Genomic DNA, 22,876 nt, shown 5'->3' with positions numbered 1-22,876 from the left:
CGACCGATGCCGACCTTGTCGTTTCGTAAGCCTAGGGCCGACCCATCGGTGGAGCCACGTACCGGGATCATCGATATCGGCTCCAACTCGATCCGTCTGGTCATTTATCAGGGGCCGGAGCGGTTGCCCGCCATATTGTTCAACGAAAAGGTCATGGCTGGACTGGGTCGGGGCCTGTCGGAAACTGGCGCGATCGCGCCCGAGGGACTGCTCAAGGCAAGTCAGGCGCTGGCTCGCTTCGCCGCGGTCGCGCGCGAAATGGAAGTCACCCGTCTGCGCACGGTTGCGACCGCTGCGGTCCGCGAAGCCTCCAATGGTCACCTCCTGCTTGAAACTGCGCGATCGCTCGGGCTCGATGTCGAACTTCTGTCGGGTGAACAGGAGGCGATGGCGGCGGGCCAGGGCGTGTTGTCAGCGATCCCCGATGCCAATGGCATTGTCGGCGATCTGGGCGGTGGCAGCCTTGAACTGGTGCGCGTGTCGGGCGGCGAAGTGCGCGACCGCGTTTCTTTTCCCTTCGGCGTGCTGCGCGTCGGCCCGATCCGTATCAAGGGCGGGCAGGGCGCGCTGGAACGCCAGATTGCCAAGGCGTTGAAAAGTGCCGGTTGGGCACGGCGGGGGGAGCGGCTGCCGCTTTACCTCGTCGGAGGCACCTGGCGTGCCCTGGCGCGGCTCGACATGCATCTGAACAATTATCCGCTGCCGATTATTCACCAATATTCCATGGCGCCGGCCGCGGTCGCGCGAATGAGTCGCACGATCAGTCATGTCACCAAGGGGCGGCTGCGTGCCATTCCCGGGCTTTCGTCGGGGCGCGCGGCGACGCTGGGCGATGGCGCGGCCTTGCTGTCGGCATTGTTCAAATATCTCGGCAGCGAAACGACGATCGTCTCCGCCTTCGGTTTGCGCGAAGGGCTGCTCTACAGCACTCTTGCTCCAGTCGTTCGGGCGCAGGATCCGCTGATCGTCGCCACACGTGACGAGGGGCGTCGGCATGGGCGCTTCGCTGAACATGGCGACCTGCTCGATCGCTGGATCGCACCACTGTTCGCTGACGATTCCCCGGGCATGGCACGCTTGCGTCATGCTGCCTGCCAGTTGGCCGATGTTGGCTGGCGCGCCAATCCGGAGTTCCGGGCCGAACGCGGCGTCGAAATCGCGCTGCACGGCAACTGGGTCGCGATCGACGCACCCGGGCGCGCCTTGATGGCGCAGGCATTGTTCACCAGCCTTGGCGGCGGCACTGAAACGCCGGCACCGATCGGCGATCTGGCGCCCCTAGCCGATCTGAAGCGCGCCACCGCCTGGGGGCTCGCGATGCGGCTGGGTCAGCGGCTGAGTGGCGGGCTGGCCGGTCCGTTGCAGCGGTCACGCTTGTTCGCCGGGCCCTCCACGCTCGCATTGCATCTGGAGCCGGGTGACGCTTCCCTGTACGGTGAAGCCGTCGAACGGCGTCATAAGGCGCTGGCCGCCGCCTTTGGGCGTGAGGCATTTTCCGTTTCGTCGTCCTGATTCGATCAGCCGCGGTTCATCCAATTCGCGCCAGATATTCGCATTGGGACGCGGGGAGGGATGCATGATCGACCGTCGGCAATTGCTTGTGACTGGTGCACTTCTTGGGCTGACCCCCGCAACAGGCTTCGCGAAGGAGTCGCTGGGACAGGATAACCCGGTGGTCGACGCTTTTGTGAAGGCCCATGGGTTTCAGGGCATCGTCATGACGGGCGGAGCGGGCAAAGCAAGTTACGCGCGTGCGTTCGGTATGGCCGACAGCGAAGCGGGGCGGCCGGCAACGATCGATACGCGCTACGCAATCGCTTCGATCTCCAAATGGCTGACGACAGTGACGGCGCTCAAGCTGGCCGAGCGCGGTAAACTCGCGCTTGATACACCGATCGCGACTATCCTTCGCGATTACCGGCCGGACACTGGCGCCAAGGTCACGCTCCAGCATCTTTTGTCGAACATGAGCGGCATTCCCAGCATGTTCCTCCCAGCAGCCAAGCTCGATCCGGGCGTGCTGGAGCGCGAGGTTTCGGCCGCTGAGGGCGTCAGGCTCTATGCTTCGGCCGACCTCGCTTTCGAGCCGGGCAGCAAGTTCGATTACGCCATGACCAACTGGTTCATCATCACGGCGATGGTCGAGGCGGTAACCGGGCAACCGTTTCAGCAGGTCGTGCGCACCATTACGCTCGATCCGTTGGGCCTGAAACACACCGATGCAGCGCGTTCGAGCCGAGACTTGCCGACCACTGCCGCATCTTATCGGGGGGCACCGCTGGTTCGCATGCCGGCGCGGCGTCTGGACATCATGGCCGCTGGGGGTGGATATTACAGCACCGCCGCCGACCTGCTGCGCGCGGCGCATCTCGTGTTCGATACCGGCTTTCTGTCGGGCGACTCGCTTCGCGAATTGAAGACGATCCGGGCGCCCGATGACCGGTATGCGCTGGGCGGCCGCATCCGATCGCTACAGATTGGTGCGCAAACCCGACTTGCCGGATGGGAAACGGGCAACACCGAAGGCTATCGCTCAGTACTTGGCCACCGCTTCGACGATCACTCGACCGTTGTCATCCTCAACAACACCGGCATGTCGCAGCGCACGCTCGACCTCTTTGCCGACAGCTTGTTTGGTGCTGCGCCGCCTACGTCCTGATACCATCAAGAAATGGCGGTCGAAGCGACTGAGGGCGATAGCTGCCCGAGCGGAAGTGGATCAACCCATCCTAGCCGCAAGTAAGGCGTTCGACCCGTCCTTGCGCGTCGACATAGACGTTCAGGCGATCCATCCGGAAATCCATCGTCACCATCATGCCCGGCGTGATCCGGCGTACCGCGCGCGCTCCAGCGCGGCGTTTGGCGCTGGCGACGACCTTGGCCGATCCCGGGCTGCCGACGAATTGCTGTACCCGATCTGCATTGCAGGTGCGGGGTGGGCCGGGTCGCTGCGGCGGATCATCCATCGCGCAGGCCGAGAGCATCAGCAATGCGATTCCAGCGATCCGTTTCATGGCATATCCTCCGTCCGTGTCGTTCTCAGGGGGGCTCGCTGTCAGATCTCGTCGCTTAACCGCAGCTGATCCGTTCCGCAGTGCCGTTGATGCCGACCCAGACATTCACACGATCTGCGCGGAATTCCATCGTTACCCGCATCTCAGGCGTGATCCGTCGCGCAACCGACGCGCCCGAGCGGCGCTTGGCTTTGCCGACCAGAGCCGGGGTAGCACGCTGGCCGACCAGGTTCTGGACGCGATCAGCATTGCACGCCCGTGGGCCGGGAAGCGGCGTCGGATGGCCGTCCATGCATCCGCCCAGCGCCAGGGCTCCGATCAATCCGATGGCGATCTTCATGCTGCGTCCTCCGTCCGAGTCATCTTCAGCTTGCCGTTGACCACGGCAAAGGCCAGTCGCCCCTCGACCAGGTCAAGCGCGTCACGGCCGAACTGTTCGAAGCGCCAGCCCTGCAGGATCGACAGCCCCTCGCGCTGCCCCGCCGCCAGCGCCTCGAGGTCCTCGCTGCGCGCGAGCAGGCGCGAGGCGACGTCGATTTCCTTGGCGCGGATCTTGAGCAGGAGCTTGAGCAAATCGGCGACCAGCGCGCCGTCCTTGCCCAGGCCCGGCTTGCGATCATCGCGCGCCGGCATTTCGTCAGCGCTCATTGGTACCGCTGCGTCCAGCGCCGCCATCAGCCGTCCGCCGATATCATTGCCCGCCCAGGTCGCGGACAGCCCGCGCACTTTCGCCAAGTCGCTTTGCTTGCGCGGTGGATGGCCGGCGATATCGGCGATCGTCTCGTCCTTGACGATACGGCCTCGCGGCAAATCCTTGCCTTGCGCCTCGAGCTCGCGCCAGCGCGCAAGCGCCTTCAGCCGTCCCAGTACGTCGGGCTTGCGACCGGCGATGCGGATACGCTTCCAGGCTTCTTCGGGGTCATTGGCGTAATTGGCCGGATCGCCGATTCGCTCCATTTCCTGATCGAGCCATTCGCCGCGCCCGGTCTTGCGCAGCCGATTGAGCATCTTGGGGAAGATTTTTGCCAGATGCGTGACGTCGCCGATCGCATATTCGATTTGCCGCGCATCGAGCGGGCGGCGCGACCAATCGGTGAAACGCGCGCCCTTATCGACGACGATGCCAAGATAAGAATCGACCAGATTGGAATAGCCGATCTGCTCGCCCTGACCGAGCGCCATCGCCGCCACTTGCGTGTCGAACAACGGATGCGGCGTCTTACCGGTCAAATTATAAACGATTTCAAGATCCTGCCCGCCGGCATGGAAGACCTTCAACACATCCTCATTGTCGACCAGCAGATCGAGTAAGGGCTTCATGTTGAGTCCCGCCGCCATCGGATCGATCGCCGCTGCTTCATTCTCGTCGGCGATCTGGATCAGGCAGAGTTCCGGCCAGAACGTGTTCTCGCGCATGAACTCGGTGTCGACGCAGACGAAGTCGGCTTGCGACAATCGGGCGCAGAGATTGGCGAGGGTGGCGCTGTCGGTGATCAGGTCATGGATGTGCATCTTGGACCCATAGCGACAGGTGAGCGGGTTGACAAAGGCGGCATGGAAAGAGAAGCGCGGCCCCACATATTTACGTCATCCCGGCACAGGCTGGGGTCTCCCGTTACGGCGCGCGCGCTTGCGGCGCGAGATCCCAGCCCGTGCCAGGGTGACGAGCCAGAGTGAGAATCCAAATGCACGCCTATCGCACGCATACCTGCGCACAGCTCCGCGCCGCCGATGTCGGGACGTCGGTCAAGCTCAGCGGCTGGATCCATCGCAAGCGCGACCACGGCAATCTGCTGTTCGTCGATTTACGTGATCATTATGGCATCACGCAGATCGTCACCGACAGCGACAGCCCGACTCACGCCGCGCTCGACAAATTGCGCGCCGAATCCGTCGTGACGATTACCGGCGATGTGGTGGCCCGCTCGCCTGAAACGGTGAATGCGAATCTGCCTTCGGGCGAGATCGAGATTCGTGCGCGCGATGTGGTGGTGCAATCGGCGGCGCAGGAACTGCCCATGCCGGTGTTCGGCGAGAATGAATATCCCGAGGATATTCGCTTGCGCTACCGCTTCCTCGATTTGCGGCGTGAGCGGCTCCATGCCAATATCCTGCTGCGCTCCAACGTCATTTCGTCGCTCCGCAGCCGTATGATTGGGCAGGGTTTCACTGAATTCCAGACCCCGATCCTGACCGCGTCGTCGCCCGAGGGTGCACGCGATTATCTTGTGCCGAGCCGTGTACATCCGGGCAAATTCTACGCGCTGCCGCAGGCGCCGCAGATGTTCAAGCAGTTGCTCATGGTCGCGGGCTTCGACAAATACTTCCAGATCGCGCCCTGCTTCCGTGACGAAGATGCCCGTGCCGATCGCAGCCCAGGTGAATTCTACCAGCTCGATTTCGAGATGAGCTATGTCACGCAAGACGATGTGTTCGCGGCGATCGAGCCGGTGCTGCACGGCGTGTTCGAGGAATTCGCCGACTGGCAGGGCAAGGGTCGCACCGTCTCGCCATTGCCGTTCAAGCGCATTCCGTACCGCGAATCGATGCTGAAGTACGGCAATGACAAGCCCGATCTGCGCAACCCGGTCCTGATCACCGACGTGTCGGAGCTCTTCAAGGGTTCCGGTTTCGGTCGCTTCGCTTCGATGGTCGAGGGCGGCGATGTGGTGCGCGCGCTGCCGGCTCCCAACACGCATGAGAAGAGCCGCAAATTCTTCGACGACATGAACAGCTGGGCGCAGGGCGAAGGCTTTCCCGGGCTTGGCTATGCGACGCAGAAGGATGGCGTGTTCGGCGGTCCGATCGCCAATAATCACGGCCAGGACGGCATGAAGGCGATCGCCGACGCGCTTGGCCTCGGCCCGAACGACGGCATCTTCTTCGCCGCGGGCAAGGAAGCGCAGGCCGCGAAGCTTGCCGGGCTGGCGCGCACTCGCGTTGCCGACCAGCTTGGCCTGATCGATCAGAACCGCTTCGAATTCTGCTGGATCGTCGATTTCCCGATGTTCGAATATGACGAGGACGCGAAGAAGGTCGACTTCAGCCACAATCCCTTCTCGATGCCGCAGGGCGAGATGGCAGCGCTGGAAACGATGAACCCGCTCGACATCCTCGCTTATCAATATGACATCGTGTGCAACGGCATCGAATTGTCGTCAGGCGCGGTACGGAACCACAAGCCCGAGATCATGTACAAGGCGTTCGAGATCGCCGGCTATACCCAGGCCGATGTCGATACGAACTTCGCGGGCATGATCAACGCCTTCAAGTGCGGCGCCCCGCCGCATGGCGGTTCAGCGCCGGGCGTCGACCGGATTGTCATGCTGCTTGCCGATGAGCCCAATATTCGCGAAGTGATCGTCTTCCCGATGACGCAAAAGGCGGAAGATTTGATGATGGGGGCGCCGGCGTTCGTGACGTCGAAGCAGCTGAAGGAACTCAATATCCGCACTGTCGACGCTCAGGCAGTCAAGTCGGCGTAATTCAGCCAGAATACCGCGTCATTCCCACCTTGGCGGGAATGACGCGGAGGGGAAGCGCGCCTCCGATCACCGGGGGCTTGTTCTGGCATCGTGCGTGTCGCATGTGCGCAGCACCGTGACGCGGGGGCGGACAGATAATGCTCAATGAACAGCTGAGGCCCGAACAGCCATCCCGGCTGGTGCGCAGCCTGGGCGTGTTCGGCGTGCTGTTCCTGACGCTTTCGGTCACGACACCCGCATCGTCGGTGTTCGTGATCATTCCCGGCATGCTCCAAGTGGCGGGCACCGGCGCGATCTGGGCGCTGATCCTGGCTGGGATCGTCTGCGTCGCGACGGCCTTCATCTATGCCGAACTCTCCTCGGCCTGGCCGGTCGCAGGCGGGGAGTATGTCGCGGTCGCGCATACTTTGGGGCCGCTCGCCGGTTTCGTGATGCTTGGCGTCAACGTCTTCAACAATATCTTCTTTGTTCCCGTTGCTGCGCTCGGTATCAGCGCGGTGCTGTCCACCGTCCTGCCCGGCCTTCCGCAAATACCGGTAGCCATCGCCGTCGTGGTGGGCGCGACGCTCGTTGCGATACTGCGCATCCGGCTGAACGCCTGGATGACCGGTATCTTTCTGATGTTCGAAGTGCTCGCGCTGATCGTGGTCGCGGTTGTCGGTTTTCACGGCGCCGCGCGCTCCGCGCTTGAATTCCTGACTGCGCCGGTCATGTCGTCTCCTGCTGGGTTGGTGCCGGCGACGCTCACTCAAATCGGCCTTGCCACGTCGATCGCGATCTTCGCGCTCAACGGCTATGGCTCAGCAGTCTATTTTGGCGAGGAAATGCACGATGCATCGCGGGGCATTGCCCGTGCGATCCTCGCCGCGCTTGTCCTGACGCTCCTGCTAGAGGTTCTGCCGGTGCTTGGCGGGTTGATGGGCGCGAGTGACCTCGCCGCTTTCCTCAGCGCGGGCGATCCGTTCGGGCTGCTCGTCGCGGCGCGAGGCGGGGGGAGGCTTGCCGACTGGGTCGCCGTCGGCGTGGTCATCGCGATCATCAATGCTGTGATCGCCTGGGTGCTGGCCTGCGCGCGCTTCTTCTACGGTACGGCGCGTGACAATAGCTGGGGGCGTCCGCTCGATCGCTGGCTCACCGTCATCCATCCGCGCTTCGGCTCGCCCTGGATCGGTACCTTGCTGATCGGCGCGATCGGAGTCGCATGCTGCTTCCTGCCGATCCAGTTGTTGCTAATCCTCAGCGGCAGCGGCTTGCTTGTCATTTACGCTGGCATTTGCGTGGCGGCGATCGTCGGGCGCCGAACCGGGCGGACTGCGCATGCGCATTATCGCATGCCGTTTTATCCCGTCGCGCCGGTGCTCACGTTGGTCGCGCTCGCCGGTGTCGCCTGGGCAAGCTGGATCGATGTCGAGGAAGGTGGCCGCGCCGCGCTGATCATGACCGGAGTGCAGATCGCGGTCTCCGCCGGCTATTATTGGTTCGTGCTGCGCCGGCGCGGCAATTGGGAAGTGCAAATCCCACAAAGCTGAGCTTATGATGCGGCATATGAGCATCAACCTATCCGACTATGAATCGGGCAAGAAGTTCGACGGCGACTATGCGGAGGCATTGATCGCGGTCCAGGAGCGCCTCTCGCATATCCAGGTCGCGCATATCGTCCACAAGAAGCGTGCACTCGTCCTGTTCGAGGGCTGGGACGCGGCGGGGAAGGGTGGTATCATCCAACGCCTCACCGCCGAATGGGACCCGCGCAATTTCGAGGTCTGGCCGATCGCCGCGCCGACTCCCGAAGAACTCGCCCGCCATTTCCTGTGGCGCTTCTGGCAAAGGCTGCCGGCGAACGGCAATATCGGGGTGTTCGATCGCAGCTGGTACGGGCGTGTGCTGGTCGAGCGAGTCGAGGGCTTCGCGACCGAAGCGCAATGGCGCCGCGGTTATGACGAGATCAACGAGTTCGAAGCTCAGCAGGTGGATTCGGGCACCACGATCGTCAAATTGTTCGTCCACACCACCCAGGCGGAACAGGATGAACGGCTCAAGGCGCGGCTCGACCATCCCTGGAAACGCTGGAAGACCGGGGCTGACGATTATCGCAACCGCGACAAGCGCGGTGCCTATCTCGACGCGATGGCGGAGATGTTCCGCCGCACCGACACGCGCTGGGCGCCATGGTGCGCGATCGACGGCAACAACAAGAAGGCGGCACGCATCGCCGCACTGAACGCGATTGCCGACCGACTGGAGGCGCATATCGACATGACGCCGCCGCCGCTCGATCCCAAGGTGGAAAAACTGGCGCGCAAGGCGCTCAAGGGATGATACCCGATCCCGTCGCGCGGGTGTTTGCCGGCTATCCGGCCAATGCCCGCGCGGCGCTGATGGCGGTTCGCGACCTGATCCTGGCCACAGCCGCTGGCACGGAAGGGGTCGGCGCCCTGACCGAGACCCTGAAATGGGGCGAGCCTGCCTATCTGACCGATATGTCGGGAAGCGGGAGCACGATCCGCATCGCGTGGAAACCGGCCGCGCCCGACCATTATGCATTGTATTTCAATTGCCGGACGAGCCTGATCGACAGTTTCCGGTCGATGTTCGACGAGCTGAACTACGAGGGCAATCGCGCCATCCTGCTCAAGCTCGGCGACCCATTGCCGGAGGCCGAGTTATCCGCCTGTGTCCGGCTTGCCTTGACCTATCACCGGCGCAACGGGGATAACCACTGATCAGGCAATATCGAAGCGGCCCGTTTCATCCATCACATGCAACAGGCCGTCGGCGATGGCGAAATAGGCACCGTGCAACGTTAGTGTGCCAGCCGCCTCGCGCTCGGGAATGCACGGAAAGGTGCGCAGATTGGCTAAGCTGACCCGCACCGTTTCCATTTCCAACGCGCGCACCGCGTTCGGGCCGGTCCCCAACCGCGCGACGATGTCGTCGCGCGCTTCATCGAGCAGGTCGATCCAATGGTCGATAAAGCCGCCTTCGCCCGGCGGCTTGCCGGCAAATGTCTGTTGGATCGCGGCATGGACGCCGCCGCAGGAGCCATGGCCCATCACCACGATCTCCGACACCTGAAGCTGAGTCACCGCGAACTCCAACGCGGCGGATACGCCATGCCGGCCGCCGTCGAGCTCGAATGGCGGCACCAGATTGGCGATATTGCGCACGACGAAGATTTCCCCCGGCGAGGTATCGAAAATCTGCGCCGGGTCGACCCGGCTGTCCGAGCAGGCAATCACCATCACGCTGGGCGTCTGCCCGTCGCTTAATACCGCCCATCGGCTGCGTTGCTGGGCCCAGGATGAATCGCGAAAGCGGTGATAGCCCTGGATGAGATTCGAAAAGCCGGTCATGCGCGCTTCTCTTGCACCGGGAACGGGGGGTGGCAAGCGGGGCAAAGCATCGCTATCTGCGACCCCATGACCGAGATGACTCCGATCGCCCGTCCCGAACGTCAACGCAAGCCTGACTGGATCCGCGTCAAGGCTCCGACCAGCGTCGGTTTTGCCGAGACCAAGGCGATGATGCGCCGGCTCAATCTCAACACCGTCTGTGAAGAGGCGGCGTGCCCGAATATCGGCGAGTGCTGGACCAAGAAGCACGCGACGGTGATGATCCTCGGCGATACCTGCACCCGTGCCTGTGCGTTCTGCAACGTGAAGACCGGCATGCCGCGCGCGGTCGATGCGCTTGAACCGCAGCACACCGCCGATGCGGCAGCCGAACTCGGCCTCGAACATATCGTCATCACGTCGGTCGATCGCGACGATTTGCCCGATGGCGGCGCGTCGCAATTCGTCAAGGTGATCCAGGCCCTGCGCCGCACGACGCCGAAAACGACCATCGAAATCCTCACACCCGATTTCAGGAACAAGGCACAAGCTGCTGTGGAATCGATCGTCGAGGCGCGCCCTGACGTCTATAATCACAACCTCGAAACCGTGCCGCGCCTCTATCCGACGATCCGCCCCGGTGCGCGCTATTATGCTTCGCTGCGCCTGCTGGAGAGCGTCAAGCGCCACGATCCATCGATCTTCACCAAATCCGGTGTGATGGTCGGGCTGGGCGAAGAGCGGCTTGAGGTCCATCAGGTGATGGACGATATGCGCTCCGCCGATATCGATTTTCTGACCATGGGCCAGTATCTTCAGCCCACCCCGCGTCATGCCAAGGTGATCGATTTCGTCACACCCAAGGCATTCGACGCCTATGCCGCGATCGCGCGCGCCAAGGGCTTCCTCCTGGTGGCGGCATCGCCGCTGACGCGCTCGAGCTACCATGCGGGCGACGATTTCGCCGCCCTGCGCGCAGCGCGGGAGGCGAAGCTCGCGCGCCCCTGATGCCCCGCCACTCTGAAACCCGCCGCTTACCCTATAGCAGCGAACAAATGTTCGACCTGGTTGCCGATGTCGGACGCTATGCCGAATTCCTGCCCTGGGTGACGGCAATCCGCGTGCGATCGAACAGCTCGACCGAGATGGTCGCCGACATGATCGTCGGCTTCAAGGGACTGCGCGAGACCTTCACGTCGAAAGTGAAGAAGCAGCGGCCCGACCATATCCATGTCGATTATCTCGACGGGCCGCTCAAATATCTGCGCAACGAATGGACTTTCCGCAGCGATGGCGCTGCTGGATGTCTGGTCGATTTCAGCGTCGATTTCGCGTTCAAGAACAAGATGTTCGAGATGCTGGCCGGGCAAGTGTTCGGATCCGCACTGCGCAAGATGATCGGCGCGTTCGAGGAGCGCGCCGCGGTGCTTTATGCCGGATCGGCGCTCACCGACGGCAGCAACAGTTCGAGCGCACACAGCGCCGCCTGAAGCCGTACGCCACCACGGCCCAGATCGCCGAAATCCTTGCGGTCCGCCACGACATGGCCGGGATCGGCGCCTTTTTCCGCACGAGCGAACACGACAGTACCGACCGGCTTCTTCTCGCTGCCGCCGCCGGGGCCGGCAACACCGGTAATGGCTACCGCGACATCGGCGCCGCTCATTTCCAGCGCCGACTGCGCCATGTTCCACGCAACGGCGATCGACACTGCGCCAAAGGTTTCGAGAATGTCGGGGCTGACGTTGAGCAATTCGAGCTTGGCGTCATTGGAATAGGTCACGAAGCCCGCTTCGAGCACGTCCGACGACCCCGGAATTTCGGTAATCGCCGCCGCGACCAGTCCGCCGGTGCAGCTTTCCGCGACCGTGACCCGCCGGCCGATCGCCTTGTTGGCATCGACGACGCGTCGCGCGGCCTCAACCAGTTCGGCCGGCAGGATGGTGTCCATGCTCAGCCCCTTGTTCGGCTCCATGATCAACCCTTGTCCGCTGGGCAGACGGGCAGCTTGCTGCTCTCCTTCTTGTCGCCCGCCAGCTGGATCAGAGTCACCACCAGTTCAGCGGCATTGCGTGGCGGCAGCGGCGCGAGAAGTGTGGCGATCCGGTCGATTTGAGCGCAATCCTTGGGCTTGATGTCCTTGGCGATGATCGGCGCCATCATTGTCGCCATCATCGGCTTGAAGGCATCGCTCTCCAGCGCCGGCTTGATGTCGTCGCCGGAAATCTTGACCAAAGCGGCCTTCGCCATCGGCCAAGCCGCATCGGTTTCGGCGCGGTACTTTTCAATGAACGCTCCCGATGTCTGGCGCAGCAATGCACCGGCCGGCAGCGTGGTCGCGCAAACGTCGCCAACGGCCTTGAAGGCCTCCGGCGCGATGAACAGGATCAATCCGGACGCTTCTTGCGGCGTCACGCAGGGCTTGGCCGCAGTTTCCGCCGCCTGAACGCCGGTCGCGCTCATGCCTGCGCATAGGGCAATGGCTGCCGTCAGTCCGATCCGCTTCGTCATTATGCGTCCCCCATGATCCGAATCGTCGCAATCGCCTGCGCGGCAATTCCTTCGCCCCGCCCGGTGAAACCGAGCCGCTCGGTCGTTGTCGCCTTGATGCTAATCTGACCCGGAGCGAGCCGCAACAGCGTCGCGACCCGGTCGCGCATCGCCGCGCGATGCGGACCGATCTTCGGCGCTTCGCAAATGATCGTCAGGTCGATGAAATCGATGATGCCGCCCTGTGCTCGGATCAACGAAGCGGCATGCTCCAGAAATTGCGCCGAATCCGCGCCACGCCATTGCGGGTCGCTTGGCGGAAAATGCGTGCCGATATCGCCCGCGGCGATCGTGCCGAGCAGTGCGTCGGTGATGGCATGCAGCGCGACATCGGCATCGCTGTGCCCGGACAACCCCTTGTCGTGCGGGATCAGCACCCCGCCAAGCCACAATTCTTCGCCCTCGGCCAGCCGGTGCACGTCATAACCGGTCGCGCTGCGCACGCGCATCGTTGCGGCGTGGCGCGCTTCGGCCGCCGCGAAGTCGGCTGGGTAAGTGACTTTCTCGAGCATCGCATCGCCTTCGATCAAAGCTATTGTTCCCCCCGCCTGGCGCAGCATCTGGGCATCGTCGGTCGGCTCATCGCCCGACCAACCCCGATGGGCGGCGAGGATGGCGTCGAAACGGAATGCCTGCGGCGTCTGGATACGGAATAATCCGTCCCGTGAGACTCCGGCGCCCAGCACTTCCATGCCGCGTGCGAGTGTATCGGCAACAGGCAGAGCGGGTACCGCACCAACATCTTCGTCGAGCGCGGCCAGCAAGCGATCGATCACCGCCACGGGCAGGAAGGGGCGGGCGGCGTCATGAATCAGAACGCGGGTGACACCATCACGCGCCAGCGACTCCAGACCCGCCAGCACCGACAGCCGTCGGGTTGCGCCGCCGGCCACGCGCTCGACCGGCCCGATCGCGTCGTCGAGCGCGGCATCCTGTCCTTCGCCGATCGCGACGATCACACGGTCGATCGCGTGATGCGCGAGCAAGGTCGCATGGCTATGCGCGATCATCGGCTTGCCCGCGACGCGTGCGAATTGCTTCGGGATACTGCCGCCGCTGCGCAATCCCTGACCGGCAGCAACGATCAGCGCAGCTGTGCGGGGGCGGGCGGGGTGGTGCGTAGGACTGGGGGCCGTCATGTCGTTCGCCTAGCCCATGCCCGACCGCCTCGCCACCCGCTATTCCGCTCGGCTTCGGTCGATTCGATCGGTTATGGGGCGTGCCGATAGATGGGGAGCGCGACGGCATGTCCGATGGATGGAAGGAATCGGCGCAAGATTGGATCGATGCGGTCGGCTTGCAGGGCGATTGGGGACGCCGCTTCGTGCTAGACGCGCCGATGATCGCGCGGATCGCCGGGCGCGGCTTTGGCACCGCGATTGACATCGGCTGCGGTGAAGGCAGGTTCTGCCGCATGATGCGCGATCTGGGCATCGTGCCGATCGGTGTCGACCCGACCGTGGCGTTGATCGCTCGCGCAAGACAGCTTGATCCAGACGGCGATTACCGGGTCGGACGCGCGGAAGCGCTCGACCTGCCTGATGCCACGATTGATCTGGCCGTCAGCTATCTGTCGCTGATCGATATACCCGACTTGCCCGCCGCGATTGCGGAGACCCACCGTGTCCTGCGTCCGGGCGGCGCGTTGCTTATCGCCAATCTGCAGAGTTTCCACACGGCGGGCACGCCCGATCGCTGGCTCAGGCTGCTCGGCCGGTCGCCACTACCTCGCGTCGATCATTATCTCGACCAGCGCGTCAGTTGGGAGGCGTGGAATGGCATTCGCGTACAGAACTGGCACAGGCCGCTCGGCACCTACATGACACTGCTGCTCGATGCCGGCTTCGACTTGCGGCATTTTGCCGAACCCGCGCCGGTCGGGGCCGATGCGGGGCGCACGGCGCGGTATCGCCGTGCGCCCTATTTCCTGCTGATGGAATGGCAAAAGGTGCGCTGATCCTCGCGTCGGCGCACCTGCTTGATCCACTCATCTCATCCGAGGAGATGCACAGTCGGACAGAATAGAACCGAATTGGTGGAACTTTGACTGCGGTGCCTGGGTTGCGACGGTTTCGTTAACCATTGGAAGAATGCGATGTCGCCATCTGTAACCAAATTTGCCCCTGCCATTGTCATCCTGGCTGGAGCGTTGGGCTTGGGTGGCTGTGCCACCAAGGGATATGTGAGGGATCAGATCGCTCCCGTGAGCCAACGCGTCGATGGGCTCGAGGCCAGGCTTGGGCAGACCGACGGCACGGCCAAGGCGGCATTGGCCGAGGCACAGGCCGCATCCGGTCAGGCGCAGAATAATGGTCAGCGTCTCGATCAGCTCAATTCCCGGGTGGATGGCGTCGAGCAGCGCATGCAGGAAAATCAGCGTAAAAAGCCGCGCCATTGATGCCGCAAGGCAGCGTATGCTAATAAAGCTGTGATTTTCCGCGTCGGTCTACCCTCGGGGCGACGGCCGTTCATTTTTGCCGTTTCATGTCGAGCGCCTCAAGCGATGATCAATGTCTTTCTGGCGCTTGCCGGGCTTTCGCTGACTCTTTCCGTGCCTGCACGGGCGAAGGAAGCTGCTCACCCGTCAAGATCGACGCGACCGCATCCGGCGATGACGGAAGTGGAAGATGAAGCGACCCAATCGGTGGCGGCGATGCGCGTCGCCGATTGGGTGGCTGCGTCCGGGGACAATAATTCCCTGCCTTATGTCATCATCGACAAGAACGCTCCTTCCCTCATGCTCTTCGATGCAAAAGGGAAAGCGCTGGCCAAGGTGCCGGTGCTGATCGGGGTTGCCGTCGGGGATGACGCCAGCCCCGGCATCGGCAGCAAAAACCTTGCCGAGATCGGCCCGGCGGAGAAGACGACGCCTGCGGGACGCTTCCTGGCGAAATATGGGTTGGCAGCCGGCAAGCAGAAAGTGCTCTGGGTCGATTATGCCACGTCCGTGGCGCTCCACCCGATCCCGACAGAGGTTAGCAAGAAGGAACGGCGCCGCCAGCGTATGCTGTCTCCGACGACCGACGACAACCGCATAACCTTTGGGTGCATCAATGTGCCCCTGGCCTTCTACAACAAGAGCCTGCGCCCGCTTTTCCAGAAAAGAGGCGGATATGTCTACATATTGCCCGACACCAAGTCGCTTGAGGAAGTCTTTCCCCGCTTGCGGGTTCAGGCTGCCATGAACGGCGCGCGCTGATCACGGGGTGGCGGTAGCCAGCAATTACCGAAAGTCAGCAACCGCCTGTAGGTTTTGACTCACCTTTGCCCGGGGCGCCGGCCAAGGAAGCCCCCGCCGGTGCGCGGCAGAGGCTTCCCATCCAGATTGATCGTCCGATCAGAACGCATAATCCAGACGCACGCCGATGGTGCGACGTCCTTCGCCCGCGACGGTCTGTAAATAACTGCCGGTCGGCCCGAACGGCAGTGGACGCAGTCGGGCGATGAACAGTGTGTCGAGCAGGTTGCGCCCGTAAACGCTGAGGCGCAGGCGACCATCGATCGCGCCCACGCCGATCGTGCCGTTGAGCAGGCCGTACGCTGGGATGCGCGTCCCCGGATCGCCTGCCACGCTCAGCGTGCTGGCGCGGTGCGACCAGTTGACGCTGCTGAACAGCTTGAGCGTTTCGGTCAGTCGCGGTTCGTAGTTGGCGCCCAGATTGTAGACGACACGCGGCGCCAGGATCACGTCGGTATCGCTCGCATCATTGACCAGCGACGCGCCCTGTCGATAGCAGCCCGGCCCCGGTGCCGCATTGACCGGCTGATTGGCGTAGCAGCCAACCAGGAAGCCCTGATATTTCGAATGGTTGTAGGTGAAGTTACCGCTGAGCGTCAGATCCGGCGTGGCGCGCAGCGATGTGCTGATCTCGAACCCGCGCGCCTCGACCTTCGGCGCATTGCCCAGCAGTCCAAGATAATCGCCGTTCGGCTGGAGGATGAAGGTGTTGGCCTGGAAGTTGGAGAAGTTGGTGACGTAGCCGGTAAGATTCAGCGTCAGGCGGCGGTCGAAGAATTGCGACTTGATACCCACTTCGAACGAATCGACATTCTCCTGTTTTACGGGACGCAGAACACCGCGGCTCGTGCCGATCGCCGGTGACTTGTAGCCGCGCGCATAAGTGGCATAGGCCATGATATCGGGCGATGGCTTGTACTGGATCGTGGCCTTGCCAGTCAGGTCGGTCGCCTTGGCGGAACCGGCGATCGCCGGTGGGATGGTGCCGATATAGGTGTAGGGGAAATCGGTGGTCGGCGCGTAATCGCCGCTAACCTTGTCGTGTGTGATACGCAGGCCACCGATCAGCGACAACTTCCTCGTCAGGTGCAAATTGCCTTCGCCGAACGCTGCATAGCTGCGCTGCTGCGAGCCATAGGCCGAACCCGATCCGACCGGATTGACATAAGTCAGGGGAGGGAGATCGGTGCGGTTTCGCTTGCCGGCCTGCGCTTCGAAGGCGCTCGCATTCTGCCGATAATAGAACAGGCCGACGATATAGTCGAACGTTCTGCCGGTCGGCGAATTCAGCCGCAACTCCTGCGAAAACTGGTTTGCCTTCAGCCGGTTGCGGTTGAGCGTGTAGAAGTCCGTCGCGGTGTAATCGGGATCGTTGAAGTTACCGCTGCTCTGATGTTTGTAGGCCGTGATCGAAGTCAGCGTGTAGTCTCCGAGCGACGCGGTGATGTTTTCTGAAATGCCCTTCTGTTTGACATAGCCATACCAGGGATTGTTCGCGAGATAGGTCTGGTTTTTCGTCCCGGCCGCGAAGCCGTATTGCGCGAAGATCGTCGCGTAATCGAGATTGGTCTGCGAGGTCGACGAAGGGGGCGTCGCATAAGGAGTCAGGCTGCGGACATTCTCAATGATATTGTAACCGTCGTCGCGATGATCGAAATATTCCGCTGTCGTGATCGCCTGGATGTCGGCCGTCGGCTGCCACAATAATTTGGCGCGGAGCGCCACATCGCGATAGCCACCTTCCTTGCTTTGCGTGAAGGCATTGAACAGATAGCCGTCGCGCTTCTGATAGGTGCCTGAGATGCGCGCGGCGAGCGTATCGCTGATCGGCAAATTGACGGTGTTCTCGATCTGCGTCTCGTTGTCGGTGCCGTAGCGCACCGAACCCTGAACGCTGGCCACACCGATCTCTGGTTTGCGCGTCACCACGAATACGACGCCGGCTGATGCGTTCTTGCCGAACAGGGTGCCCTGCGGGCCTTCGAGCACCTCCACGCGCTCGACATCGGCAAAGGTGTTGAAGCCGATCGAGCGGGGCAGGCCCTGGACGACATCGTCGAGCACGACCGACACCGATTTTTCCAGATTATAATCGAAGCTCTGGCTGCCGAACCCACGGATCGAAAAGCCTGCGCCCTGCGAATTGTTGAAGGTGAGAGAGGGCACGACATATTGCAGGTCGGAAGCCGACGTATAACCCGTCTTGGCCAGCGCTTCACCGCTGACCGCGGTGATCGCGACCGCAACGTCTTGCAGGCGTTCCGACCGGCGCGTGCCGGTGACGATGATGTCGGGGCCTTCGTCGTTCGCCACCACTGGCGTTGCGTCTGGCGTGTCCTGTGTTGCGAGCGGCGCGGCGGCGCTATCTGCGGGCGGCGGGGCCAGTGTTTGCGCCGCAACGACGCTCGACAGGCATGTTGTGCCAAGCAACACCGCGGCGAGTCCGGCCCGTGCGATCAAATGTCCGTTAAGCATGTCGTATTCCTCTCCTGGATTTTCTGTTCTGGGCGCACGGTTTCAGTCGCCGCGATCGTCTGCGCACGATCACGGCGGGGTCTTCGATTGGGCGAAAAAGCAGTGTCGACATGCGTGGTTTGCGGGCCTGTCCGTTCGACACGGGGCAGGTTGCTGGAAGCCTAATGCCGATATCGTCGCAGTGTCGGAGTTGTCTCCCTTGTGCACCGACTCCCACAGGGTCGGCTTTCATCGTTCCGTGTATTCGCTGGCCGCAGCATGTCAATCTGAAATTTCAGATTGAGACCGTTTGGGCCTACCAATTCCACAGCGTTCCATCCGACAGGCGCGCAACATCGAGATAGGCACGCTGATATGGGTAGCGGGCGGCGAGTTTTTCGTCGAAATCAACGCCGTGGCCGGGCGTTTCGCCGCTCAGCAGATAACCGTCCTCCAGCCGCCACTCATGCGCGAACACCTCCTGCGCCTCGGGCGGATGGAAGGCATATTCCTGGATGCCGAAATTGGGCACCCAGCGGTCGAGATGCAGCGCCGCGCCCATCGTGATCGGCGACATGTCGGCGGCGCCATGGCTGCCGAGGCGCACATGGTGCAGCCCGGCGAGATCGGCGATGCGCCGCACATGCGTGATGCCGCCGGCATGAACCGGTGTGGTCCGGATATAGTCGATCAGCCCCTCTTCAAGCAGTGTGCGGCAGTCGTGGATCGAGTTGAACACTTCGCCGACGGCAAGTGGCGTGGTGCTGTGCTGACGGATCAGGCGGAACGCCTCCTGGTTTTCCGCCGGCACGAGATCCTCGAGCCAGAACAGATCGAAGGGCTCGACCGATTTCGCCAGCCGCGCGGCTTCCTGCGGGGTCAACCGGTGGTGCGCGTCGTGCAGCAGATGCAAGTCCTCGCCGACCATATCGCGGACATGCCCGAGCAATTTGGGCACATGGCGCAAATAGCGTGATGTGTCCCATAATGTCTCGCGCGGACGCTCATGCGCTTGCGGTGCGACACCGGCCTTGTCGACGCCGTAGGTCACCGGCATTCCGGGAATCGCGCTTTGCACGCGCACTGCCTTGAAGCCGCGTTCGGTGAGGGCGATGACCTTGTCGGCGGTTTCCTCGATCGTCTCGCCGGCCGCATGGCTGTAGCTGAGCATTCGCGCACGACTGGCGCCACCGAGCAACTGGTATAGCGGCATATTGGCGGCCTTAGCCTTGATGTCCCACAGCGCCACGTCGATCGCGGCGATCGCGGCCATGCCGATCGGCCCGCGACGCCAATACGCGCCGCGGTAGAAATATTGCCAAATATCCTCGATCGCACTGGCGTCGCGCCCGATCAGGGCGGGTACGAGATGATCGGTGAGGTAAGAGGCGACCGACAGTTCACGCCCGTTCACGGTTGCGTCGCCGATACCGTAGATGCCGGCGTCGGTTTCGATCTTCAGCGTGACGAAATTGCGGCCGGGCGAACAGACGAACACCTGCGCATTGGTAATTTTCATAACTCTACGGATCCTGGAATCAGACGGTATGGAGGGTCGGTTCAGGGATCGGCGCGACGTTTCCCATGACGACGGTAAAGAAGAAGATGCCGATGGCGAGCACCGCGCCGGCGAGCAGAAACGCGCCGCTGAACGAGTGCGTCGTGGCGACGATGAAGCCGGTTGCCGCGGGCGCGGCGATCCCGGTGATGCTGTTCATGAAGTTCATGATGCCGCCGATCGTTCCGGCGCCGCCGCGTGGCGCGATCAGCGACGGCAGTGACCAACTCGCCGGTGCAGCGGCGGCCAGGCCGCTCAGCGACAGCGTGATCCAGGCGATCGCCCAATAGGGATCGTGCGTCAGCCCCGCACCGACAACCGACAGGCCAGTCACCATACCTGACACGATGATCGACTTGCGCACCCGCGTCTCGTTCCAGCCACGCCCGACGAGATGGTCGATCAACCAGCCGCCGACGAGCAGGTCGGACGCGGTCGCGCACATCCATGGAACGATGGTGAAACCCGCGGATGAGAGCAGGTCCATCTTCATCTCCTGCACCAGATAGCCGGGCAGCCAGAAGATGAAGAACGCGAAGGCGTAGCCGTAGCAGGCAAAGCCGATGCTCAGTCCCCAGACCTTGCGCCGCCGCAGCAGATAACCGAGCAGGGACAACCCGCCAGTGTGCGCCAGCCCTTCGGCCGTCGCGCCGCCTGCAATGATGTAGGCGCGTTCCTCCGCGCTTAGCCGAGTATCCTCGGCAGGTTCGCGGTACAGGCGGCGGAACAGGAAGAAATAGAGCAGCGACAGGAAACCGGTGGCGATGAACGCGCCCCGCCAACCCAGCGAAACGACCAGTAAAGCCACCACGGGGATGGCGATGACGTTGGAGAATTTGGCTGCGGCATCGAACAGGGCGGTCGCGAAACTGCGCTCGGCGCGCGGGAACCAGTAACCGATCGCCTTGGCGTTGGCGGGAAAAGCGGGAGCCTCGGCGACGCCGAGCAGCAGCCGGGCGACGAACAGGCTGCCAACGCCGATCGCCGCGCTGGTGACGAACGAGGCGAGCGCCCATAGCACGATGCTGATCGTCATCACCCGACGAACGCCGAACCGATCGAGCAGCAGCCCGACCGGGATCTGCAGCGACCCATAGGTCCAGCCGAATGCGCCGAGCAACAGTCCGATTGTCAGGCTGTCGAAGCCGAAATCACTCTGAATTGCGGGGGCCGCAACGGTCAGGATCACGCGGTCGAAATAGTTGACGATCACGCCGACGCCGAGCAGCACCGCGATCATCCAGCGCCGCCGGCCTGCCGGTTTCTGCGTGACCAGCGTCACCGTTGCCATGTCCCCCAACTCTCCCGCTACCATCGTCATTATCTGAAATTTCAGATTGAACTAGATGCTCGCTGCTTGGCTGTAAAGCCCGGATGGGCCACAACAGGTTCATAACCAGCCCACGCGACCGGGGCGGCAGGGGGATCGGGATCAGCGTTGCCGAATATGAGTTTGTCACAGCAGGCTTTCGACCGGCTGGAATCACTGATTGTCACGACTGATCTGCAACCCGGCGCGCGGACGACGCTGGGCGAACTCGAACGGCTGTCCGGGTTCGGGCGCACGCCGGTCCATGACGCGGTCAAGCGGCTGTCGACAGCGCGGCTCATCCATGTTCAGCCGCGATCGGGATTGCGTATCGCGCCGCTTGATCTGGAAGAGGAGCGGTTGCTTCTGCCGGTGCGGATCGAAATGGAGGCGATCGCCTGCAAATTGGCCGCGCAACGCGCTGACGCCGACCATATCGAGCAACTTTCGGCCGCGGCCGAGGCGTTGCGCGCAGGTCGCGATGGGATGACGCTGGCCGAGTTCAACGTCGTCGACAGCCAGTTGAATGCGGTGATCCTGGCGGCTTCGGGTGAGATGATGCTGGGCAATACGCTGATGCCGCTACAGACACTCTATCGTCGCTCAGGCTGGCTGTTTCACACGCATGTCGCGAGCGAAGGCGCGATGGCGGACATCGTCACCGCGCATCTCGACCTCCTCGACATCATCATCAGCCGCGATCCTGTCGCCGCCGAGCACATGGTCCGCGCGATGCTGTCTGAAGTCTATTCCGCGCTGCAGAAGCTGCAGAAGTCCAAGGTGGCGGAACGCTATGCCTGATGGGCCTGCGGCCCTTGTTTCGAAATTACAGGAACAGGCACGCAATCCGTGATCCACTTGCCTGACGGCTCGGCTTGCCATTTAGGGGCATCTCGCGTACTGCCCGTTTTTCAGGCACTCCATGAAAAATACCTTGTCCCCCATCCAGATCGGGCCCGTCCGGATCGAACGCCCCGTCGTGCTCGCGCCGATGACCGGCGTGACCGATATGCCGTTCCGCAAGCTCGTGCGCCGCTATGGCTCAGGCCTCAACGTGACCGAAATGGTCGCGAGCCAGGCCGCGATCCGCGAAACACGCCAGTCGCTGCAAAAAGCGGCCTGGGATCCGATCGAGGATCCGGTGTCGATGCAACTGGTCGGCTGCACGCCCTATGAGATGGGCGAAGCGGCCAAGCTCAGCGAGGATCGCGGCGCGGCGATCGTCGACATCAATATGGGCTGCCCGGTCCGCAAGGTGACCAATGGCGATGCCGGGTCAGCGCTGATGCGCGATCTCGACAATGCCGGGGCGATCATCCGCGGCGTGGTCGATGCGGTCAGCGTGCCGGTCACGCTCAAGATGCGCATGGGTTGGTGTCACGATAGCCTCAATGCGCCCGAATTGTCGCGCATTGCCGAGGATCTTGGCGTCAAGCTGATCACCGTGCACGGTCGAACCCGCAACCAGATGTACAAGGGCAATGCTGACTGGGCTTTCATCCGTCGGGTGAAGGATGCGGTCGGGGTGCCGGTGATCGCCAATGGCGATATTTGCTCGATCGAGGATGCAGAGGCCGCGCTGGAACAATCCGGCGCCGATGGCATCATGATCGGGCGCGGCGCTTATGGCCGGCCCTGGCTGCTTGCCCAGGTTATGGAATGGTTCGCCAGCGGCCAGCGCCTTCCCGACCCAAGCGTTTCGGAACAATATGACGTTATTGCAGAGCATTATGATGAAATGCTCGCGCATTATGGCATCGAAACCGGCGTCAATATGGCGCGGAAACATATCGGCTGGTACACGCGTGGGCTGCACGGTTCGGCCGAGTTCCGCAACCGCGTCAACCAGATCGCCGATCCGAAGACAGTGCAGGCCATGCTCGCCGAATTCTACGCGCCCTGGCGGGACCAGGCGCCGGAAGCGGTCGCGGCGTGA

The 22,876-nt window shown here is 62.7% G+C and carries 23 protein-coding genes; 13 read left to right on the top strand and 10 right to left on the bottom strand.

All coding sequences use genetic code 11. From position 1 onward, the window contains the following. Nucleotides 1-6: 6 nt before the first annotated feature. Nucleotides 7-1,512 (top strand): Ppx/GppA family phosphatase, encoded by a 1,506-nt coding sequence (locus OO12_RS08775; protein ID WP_052215686.1) that lies wholly within the window; start codon nt 7-9, stop codon nt 1,510-1,512. A 64-nt stretch (nt 1,513-1,576) separates the two neighbouring features. After that, nucleotides 1,577-2,659, top strand: coding sequence for a serine hydrolase domain-containing protein (locus OO12_RS08770; RefSeq protein WP_034158299.1), 1,083 nt, complete (start codon nt 1,577-1,579; stop codon nt 2,657-2,659). A gap of 70 nt (nt 2,660-2,729) precedes the next feature. Here the strand turns inward: OO12_RS08770 and OO12_RS08765 are convergent, their stop codons facing one another. The 3 genes from OO12_RS08765 to rnd are packed head-to-tail and all read right to left on the bottom strand — an operon-like array spanning nt 2,730 to nt 4,526. Beyond that, a complete protein-coding gene (locus OO12_RS08765; protein ID WP_034158298.1) occupies nt 2,730-3,014 on the bottom strand; it encodes an I78 family peptidase inhibitor in 285 nt (94 codons plus the stop codon). A 55-nt stretch (nt 3,015-3,069) separates the two neighbouring features. Then, on the bottom strand, nt 3,070-3,354 hold the full coding sequence (locus OO12_RS08760) for an I78 family peptidase inhibitor (protein WP_052215685.1): 285 nt from the start codon (nt 3,352-3,354) through the stop codon (nt 3,070-3,072). Beyond that, a complete protein-coding gene (gene rnd / locus OO12_RS08755; RefSeq protein ID WP_034158513.1) occupies nt 3,351-4,526 on the bottom strand; it encodes a ribonuclease D in 1,176 nt (391 codons plus the stop codon). Before rnd ends, OO12_RS08760 begins: the two co-directional genes overlap by 4 nt. 173 nt (nt 4,527-4,699) lie before the next feature. Between rnd and aspS the strand changes: the two genes are divergently transcribed. The 4 genes from aspS to OO12_RS08735 all read left to right on the top strand — a co-directional run bounded on the left by aspS (nt 4,700) and on the right by OO12_RS08735 (nt 9,222). Further along, a complete protein-coding gene (gene aspS, locus OO12_RS08750; protein ID WP_034158297.1) occupies nt 4,700-6,499 on the top strand; it encodes an aspartate--tRNA ligase in 1,800 nt (599 codons plus the stop codon). A gap of 137 nt (nt 6,500-6,636) precedes the next feature. Continuing rightward, on the top strand, nt 6,637-8,028 hold the full coding sequence (locus tag OO12_RS08745; RefSeq protein ID WP_082006429.1) for an APC family permease: 1,392 nt from the start codon (nt 6,637-6,639) through the stop codon (nt 8,026-8,028). 16 nt (nt 8,029-8,044) lie between these two features. Continuing rightward, nucleotides 8,045-8,818 carry a polyphosphate kinase 2 family protein gene (locus OO12_RS08740; protein ID WP_034158511.1) on the top strand — a complete coding sequence of 258 codons (774 nt, stop codon included), beginning with the start codon at nt 8,045-8,047 and terminating at the stop codon, nt 8,816-8,818. Continuing rightward, nucleotides 8,815-9,222 (top strand): DUF1801 domain-containing protein, encoded by a 408-nt coding sequence (locus OO12_RS08735; RefSeq protein WP_034158296.1) that lies wholly within the window; start codon nt 8,815-8,817, stop codon nt 9,220-9,222. The genes OO12_RS08740 and OO12_RS08735 overlap by 4 nt, the downstream gene beginning before the upstream one ends. On the opposite strand, the gene OO12_RS08730 is transcribed toward OO12_RS08735, so the two are convergent. Further along, complete coding sequence (locus tag OO12_RS08730) at nt 9,223-9,852, bottom strand: carbonic anhydrase (protein WP_034158295.1); 630 nt, start codon at nt 9,850-9,852, stop codon at nt 9,223-9,225. 66 nt (nt 9,853-9,918) lie between these two features. On the opposite strand from OO12_RS08730, the gene lipA reads away from it, so the two are divergent. Both lipA and OO12_RS08720 read left to right on the top strand, forming a co-directional pair. After that, complete coding sequence (gene lipA, locus OO12_RS08725; RefSeq protein WP_034158294.1) at nt 9,919-10,839, top strand: lipoyl synthase; 921 nt, start codon at nt 9,919-9,921, stop codon at nt 10,837-10,839. Then, nucleotides 10,839-11,321: a type II toxin-antitoxin system RatA family toxin gene (locus tag OO12_RS08720; RefSeq protein WP_034158293.1), complete on the top strand. Its 483-nt coding sequence runs from the start codon at nt 10,839-10,841 to the stop codon at nt 11,319-11,321. Before lipA ends, OO12_RS08720 begins: the two co-directional genes overlap by 1 nt. Here OO12_RS08720 and OO12_RS08715 read toward each other — a convergent pair. Genes OO12_RS08715 through OO12_RS08705 form a run of 3 tightly spaced genes read right to left on the bottom strand, consistent with a single transcriptional unit; the run spans nt 11,261 to nt 13,520 of the window. Beyond that, the gene (locus OO12_RS08715) at nt 11,261-11,782 is read right to left on the bottom strand and encodes a CinA family protein (protein ID WP_034158510.1); all 522 of its coding nucleotides are present in this window, start codon (nt 11,780-11,782) and stop codon (nt 11,261-11,263) included. The genes OO12_RS08720 and OO12_RS08715 overlap by 61 nt on opposite strands. 26 nt (nt 11,783-11,808) lie before the next feature. Next, nucleotides 11,809-12,342, bottom strand: coding sequence for a hypothetical protein (locus OO12_RS08710; protein WP_034158292.1), 534 nt, complete (start codon nt 12,340-12,342; stop codon nt 11,809-11,811). Further along, nucleotides 12,342-13,520: a bifunctional 2-C-methyl-D-erythritol 4-phosphate cytidylyltransferase/2-C-methyl-D-erythritol 2,4-cyclodiphosphate synthase gene (locus tag OO12_RS08705; protein ID WP_052215684.1), complete on the bottom strand. Its 1,179-nt coding sequence runs from the start codon at nt 13,518-13,520 to the stop codon at nt 12,342-12,344. The genes OO12_RS08710 and OO12_RS08705 overlap by 1 nt, the downstream gene beginning before the upstream one ends. A gap of 107 nt (nt 13,521-13,627) precedes the next feature. Between OO12_RS08705 and OO12_RS08700 the strand changes: the two genes are divergently transcribed. The 3 genes from OO12_RS08700 to OO12_RS08690 all read left to right on the top strand — a co-directional run bounded on the left by OO12_RS08700 (nt 13,628) and on the right by OO12_RS08690 (nt 15,580). Beyond that, nucleotides 13,628-14,338 (top strand): class I SAM-dependent methyltransferase, encoded by a 711-nt coding sequence (locus tag OO12_RS08700; RefSeq protein ID WP_034158291.1) that lies wholly within the window; start codon nt 13,628-13,630, stop codon nt 14,336-14,338. Nucleotides 14,339-14,476: 138 nt separating this feature from the next. Then, nucleotides 14,477-14,779 carry a hypothetical protein gene (locus OO12_RS08695; protein ID WP_034158290.1) on the top strand — a complete coding sequence of 101 codons (303 nt, stop codon included), beginning with the start codon at nt 14,477-14,479 and terminating at the stop codon, nt 14,777-14,779. 105 nt (nt 14,780-14,884) lie between these two features. Then, nucleotides 14,885-15,580 (top strand): hypothetical protein, encoded by a 696-nt coding sequence (locus OO12_RS08690; RefSeq protein WP_034158289.1) that lies wholly within the window; start codon nt 14,885-14,887, stop codon nt 15,578-15,580. A gap of 138 nt (nt 15,581-15,718) precedes the next feature. Here OO12_RS08690 and OO12_RS08685 read toward each other — a convergent pair whose 3' ends face one another. The 3 genes from OO12_RS08685 to OO12_RS08675 form a co-directional block, all read right to left on the bottom strand. Continuing rightward, on the bottom strand, nt 15,719-18,094 hold the full coding sequence (locus OO12_RS08685) for a TonB-dependent receptor (RefSeq protein WP_034158288.1): 2,376 nt from the start codon (nt 18,092-18,094) through the stop codon (nt 15,719-15,721). A 295-nt stretch (nt 18,095-18,389) separates the two neighbouring features. Further along, nucleotides 18,390-19,592 carry a D-mannonate dehydratase ManD gene (gene manD / locus OO12_RS08680; protein WP_034158287.1) on the bottom strand — a complete coding sequence of 401 codons (1,203 nt, stop codon included), beginning with the start codon at nt 19,590-19,592 and terminating at the stop codon, nt 18,390-18,392. Between the two features lie 19 nt (nt 19,593-19,611). After that, on the bottom strand, nt 19,612-20,952 hold the full coding sequence (locus OO12_RS08675; RefSeq protein WP_200887424.1) for an MFS transporter: 1,341 nt from the start codon (nt 20,950-20,952) through the stop codon (nt 19,612-19,614). 126 nt (nt 20,953-21,078) lie between these two features. Here OO12_RS08675 and OO12_RS08670 point away from each other — a divergent pair, with 126 nt between their 5' ends. Then, on the top strand, nt 21,079-21,741 hold the full coding sequence (locus OO12_RS08670) for a GntR family transcriptional regulator (RefSeq protein WP_052215682.1): 663 nt from the start codon (nt 21,079-21,081) through the stop codon (nt 21,739-21,741). 121 nt (nt 21,742-21,862) lie between these two features. Continuing rightward, complete coding sequence (dusB, locus tag OO12_RS08665) at nt 21,863-22,876, top strand: tRNA dihydrouridine synthase DusB (protein WP_034158286.1); 1,014 nt, start codon at nt 21,863-21,865, stop codon at nt 22,874-22,876.

It is taken from the genome of Sphingomonas sp. ERG5, from assembly GCF_000803065.1.
Lineage (GTDB): Bacteria > Pseudomonadota > Alphaproteobacteria > Sphingomonadales > Sphingomonadaceae > Sphingomonas.
The sequence above is the reverse complement of the archived record's forward strand: the minus strand, read 5'-3'. Positions and strand labels throughout refer to the sequence as shown.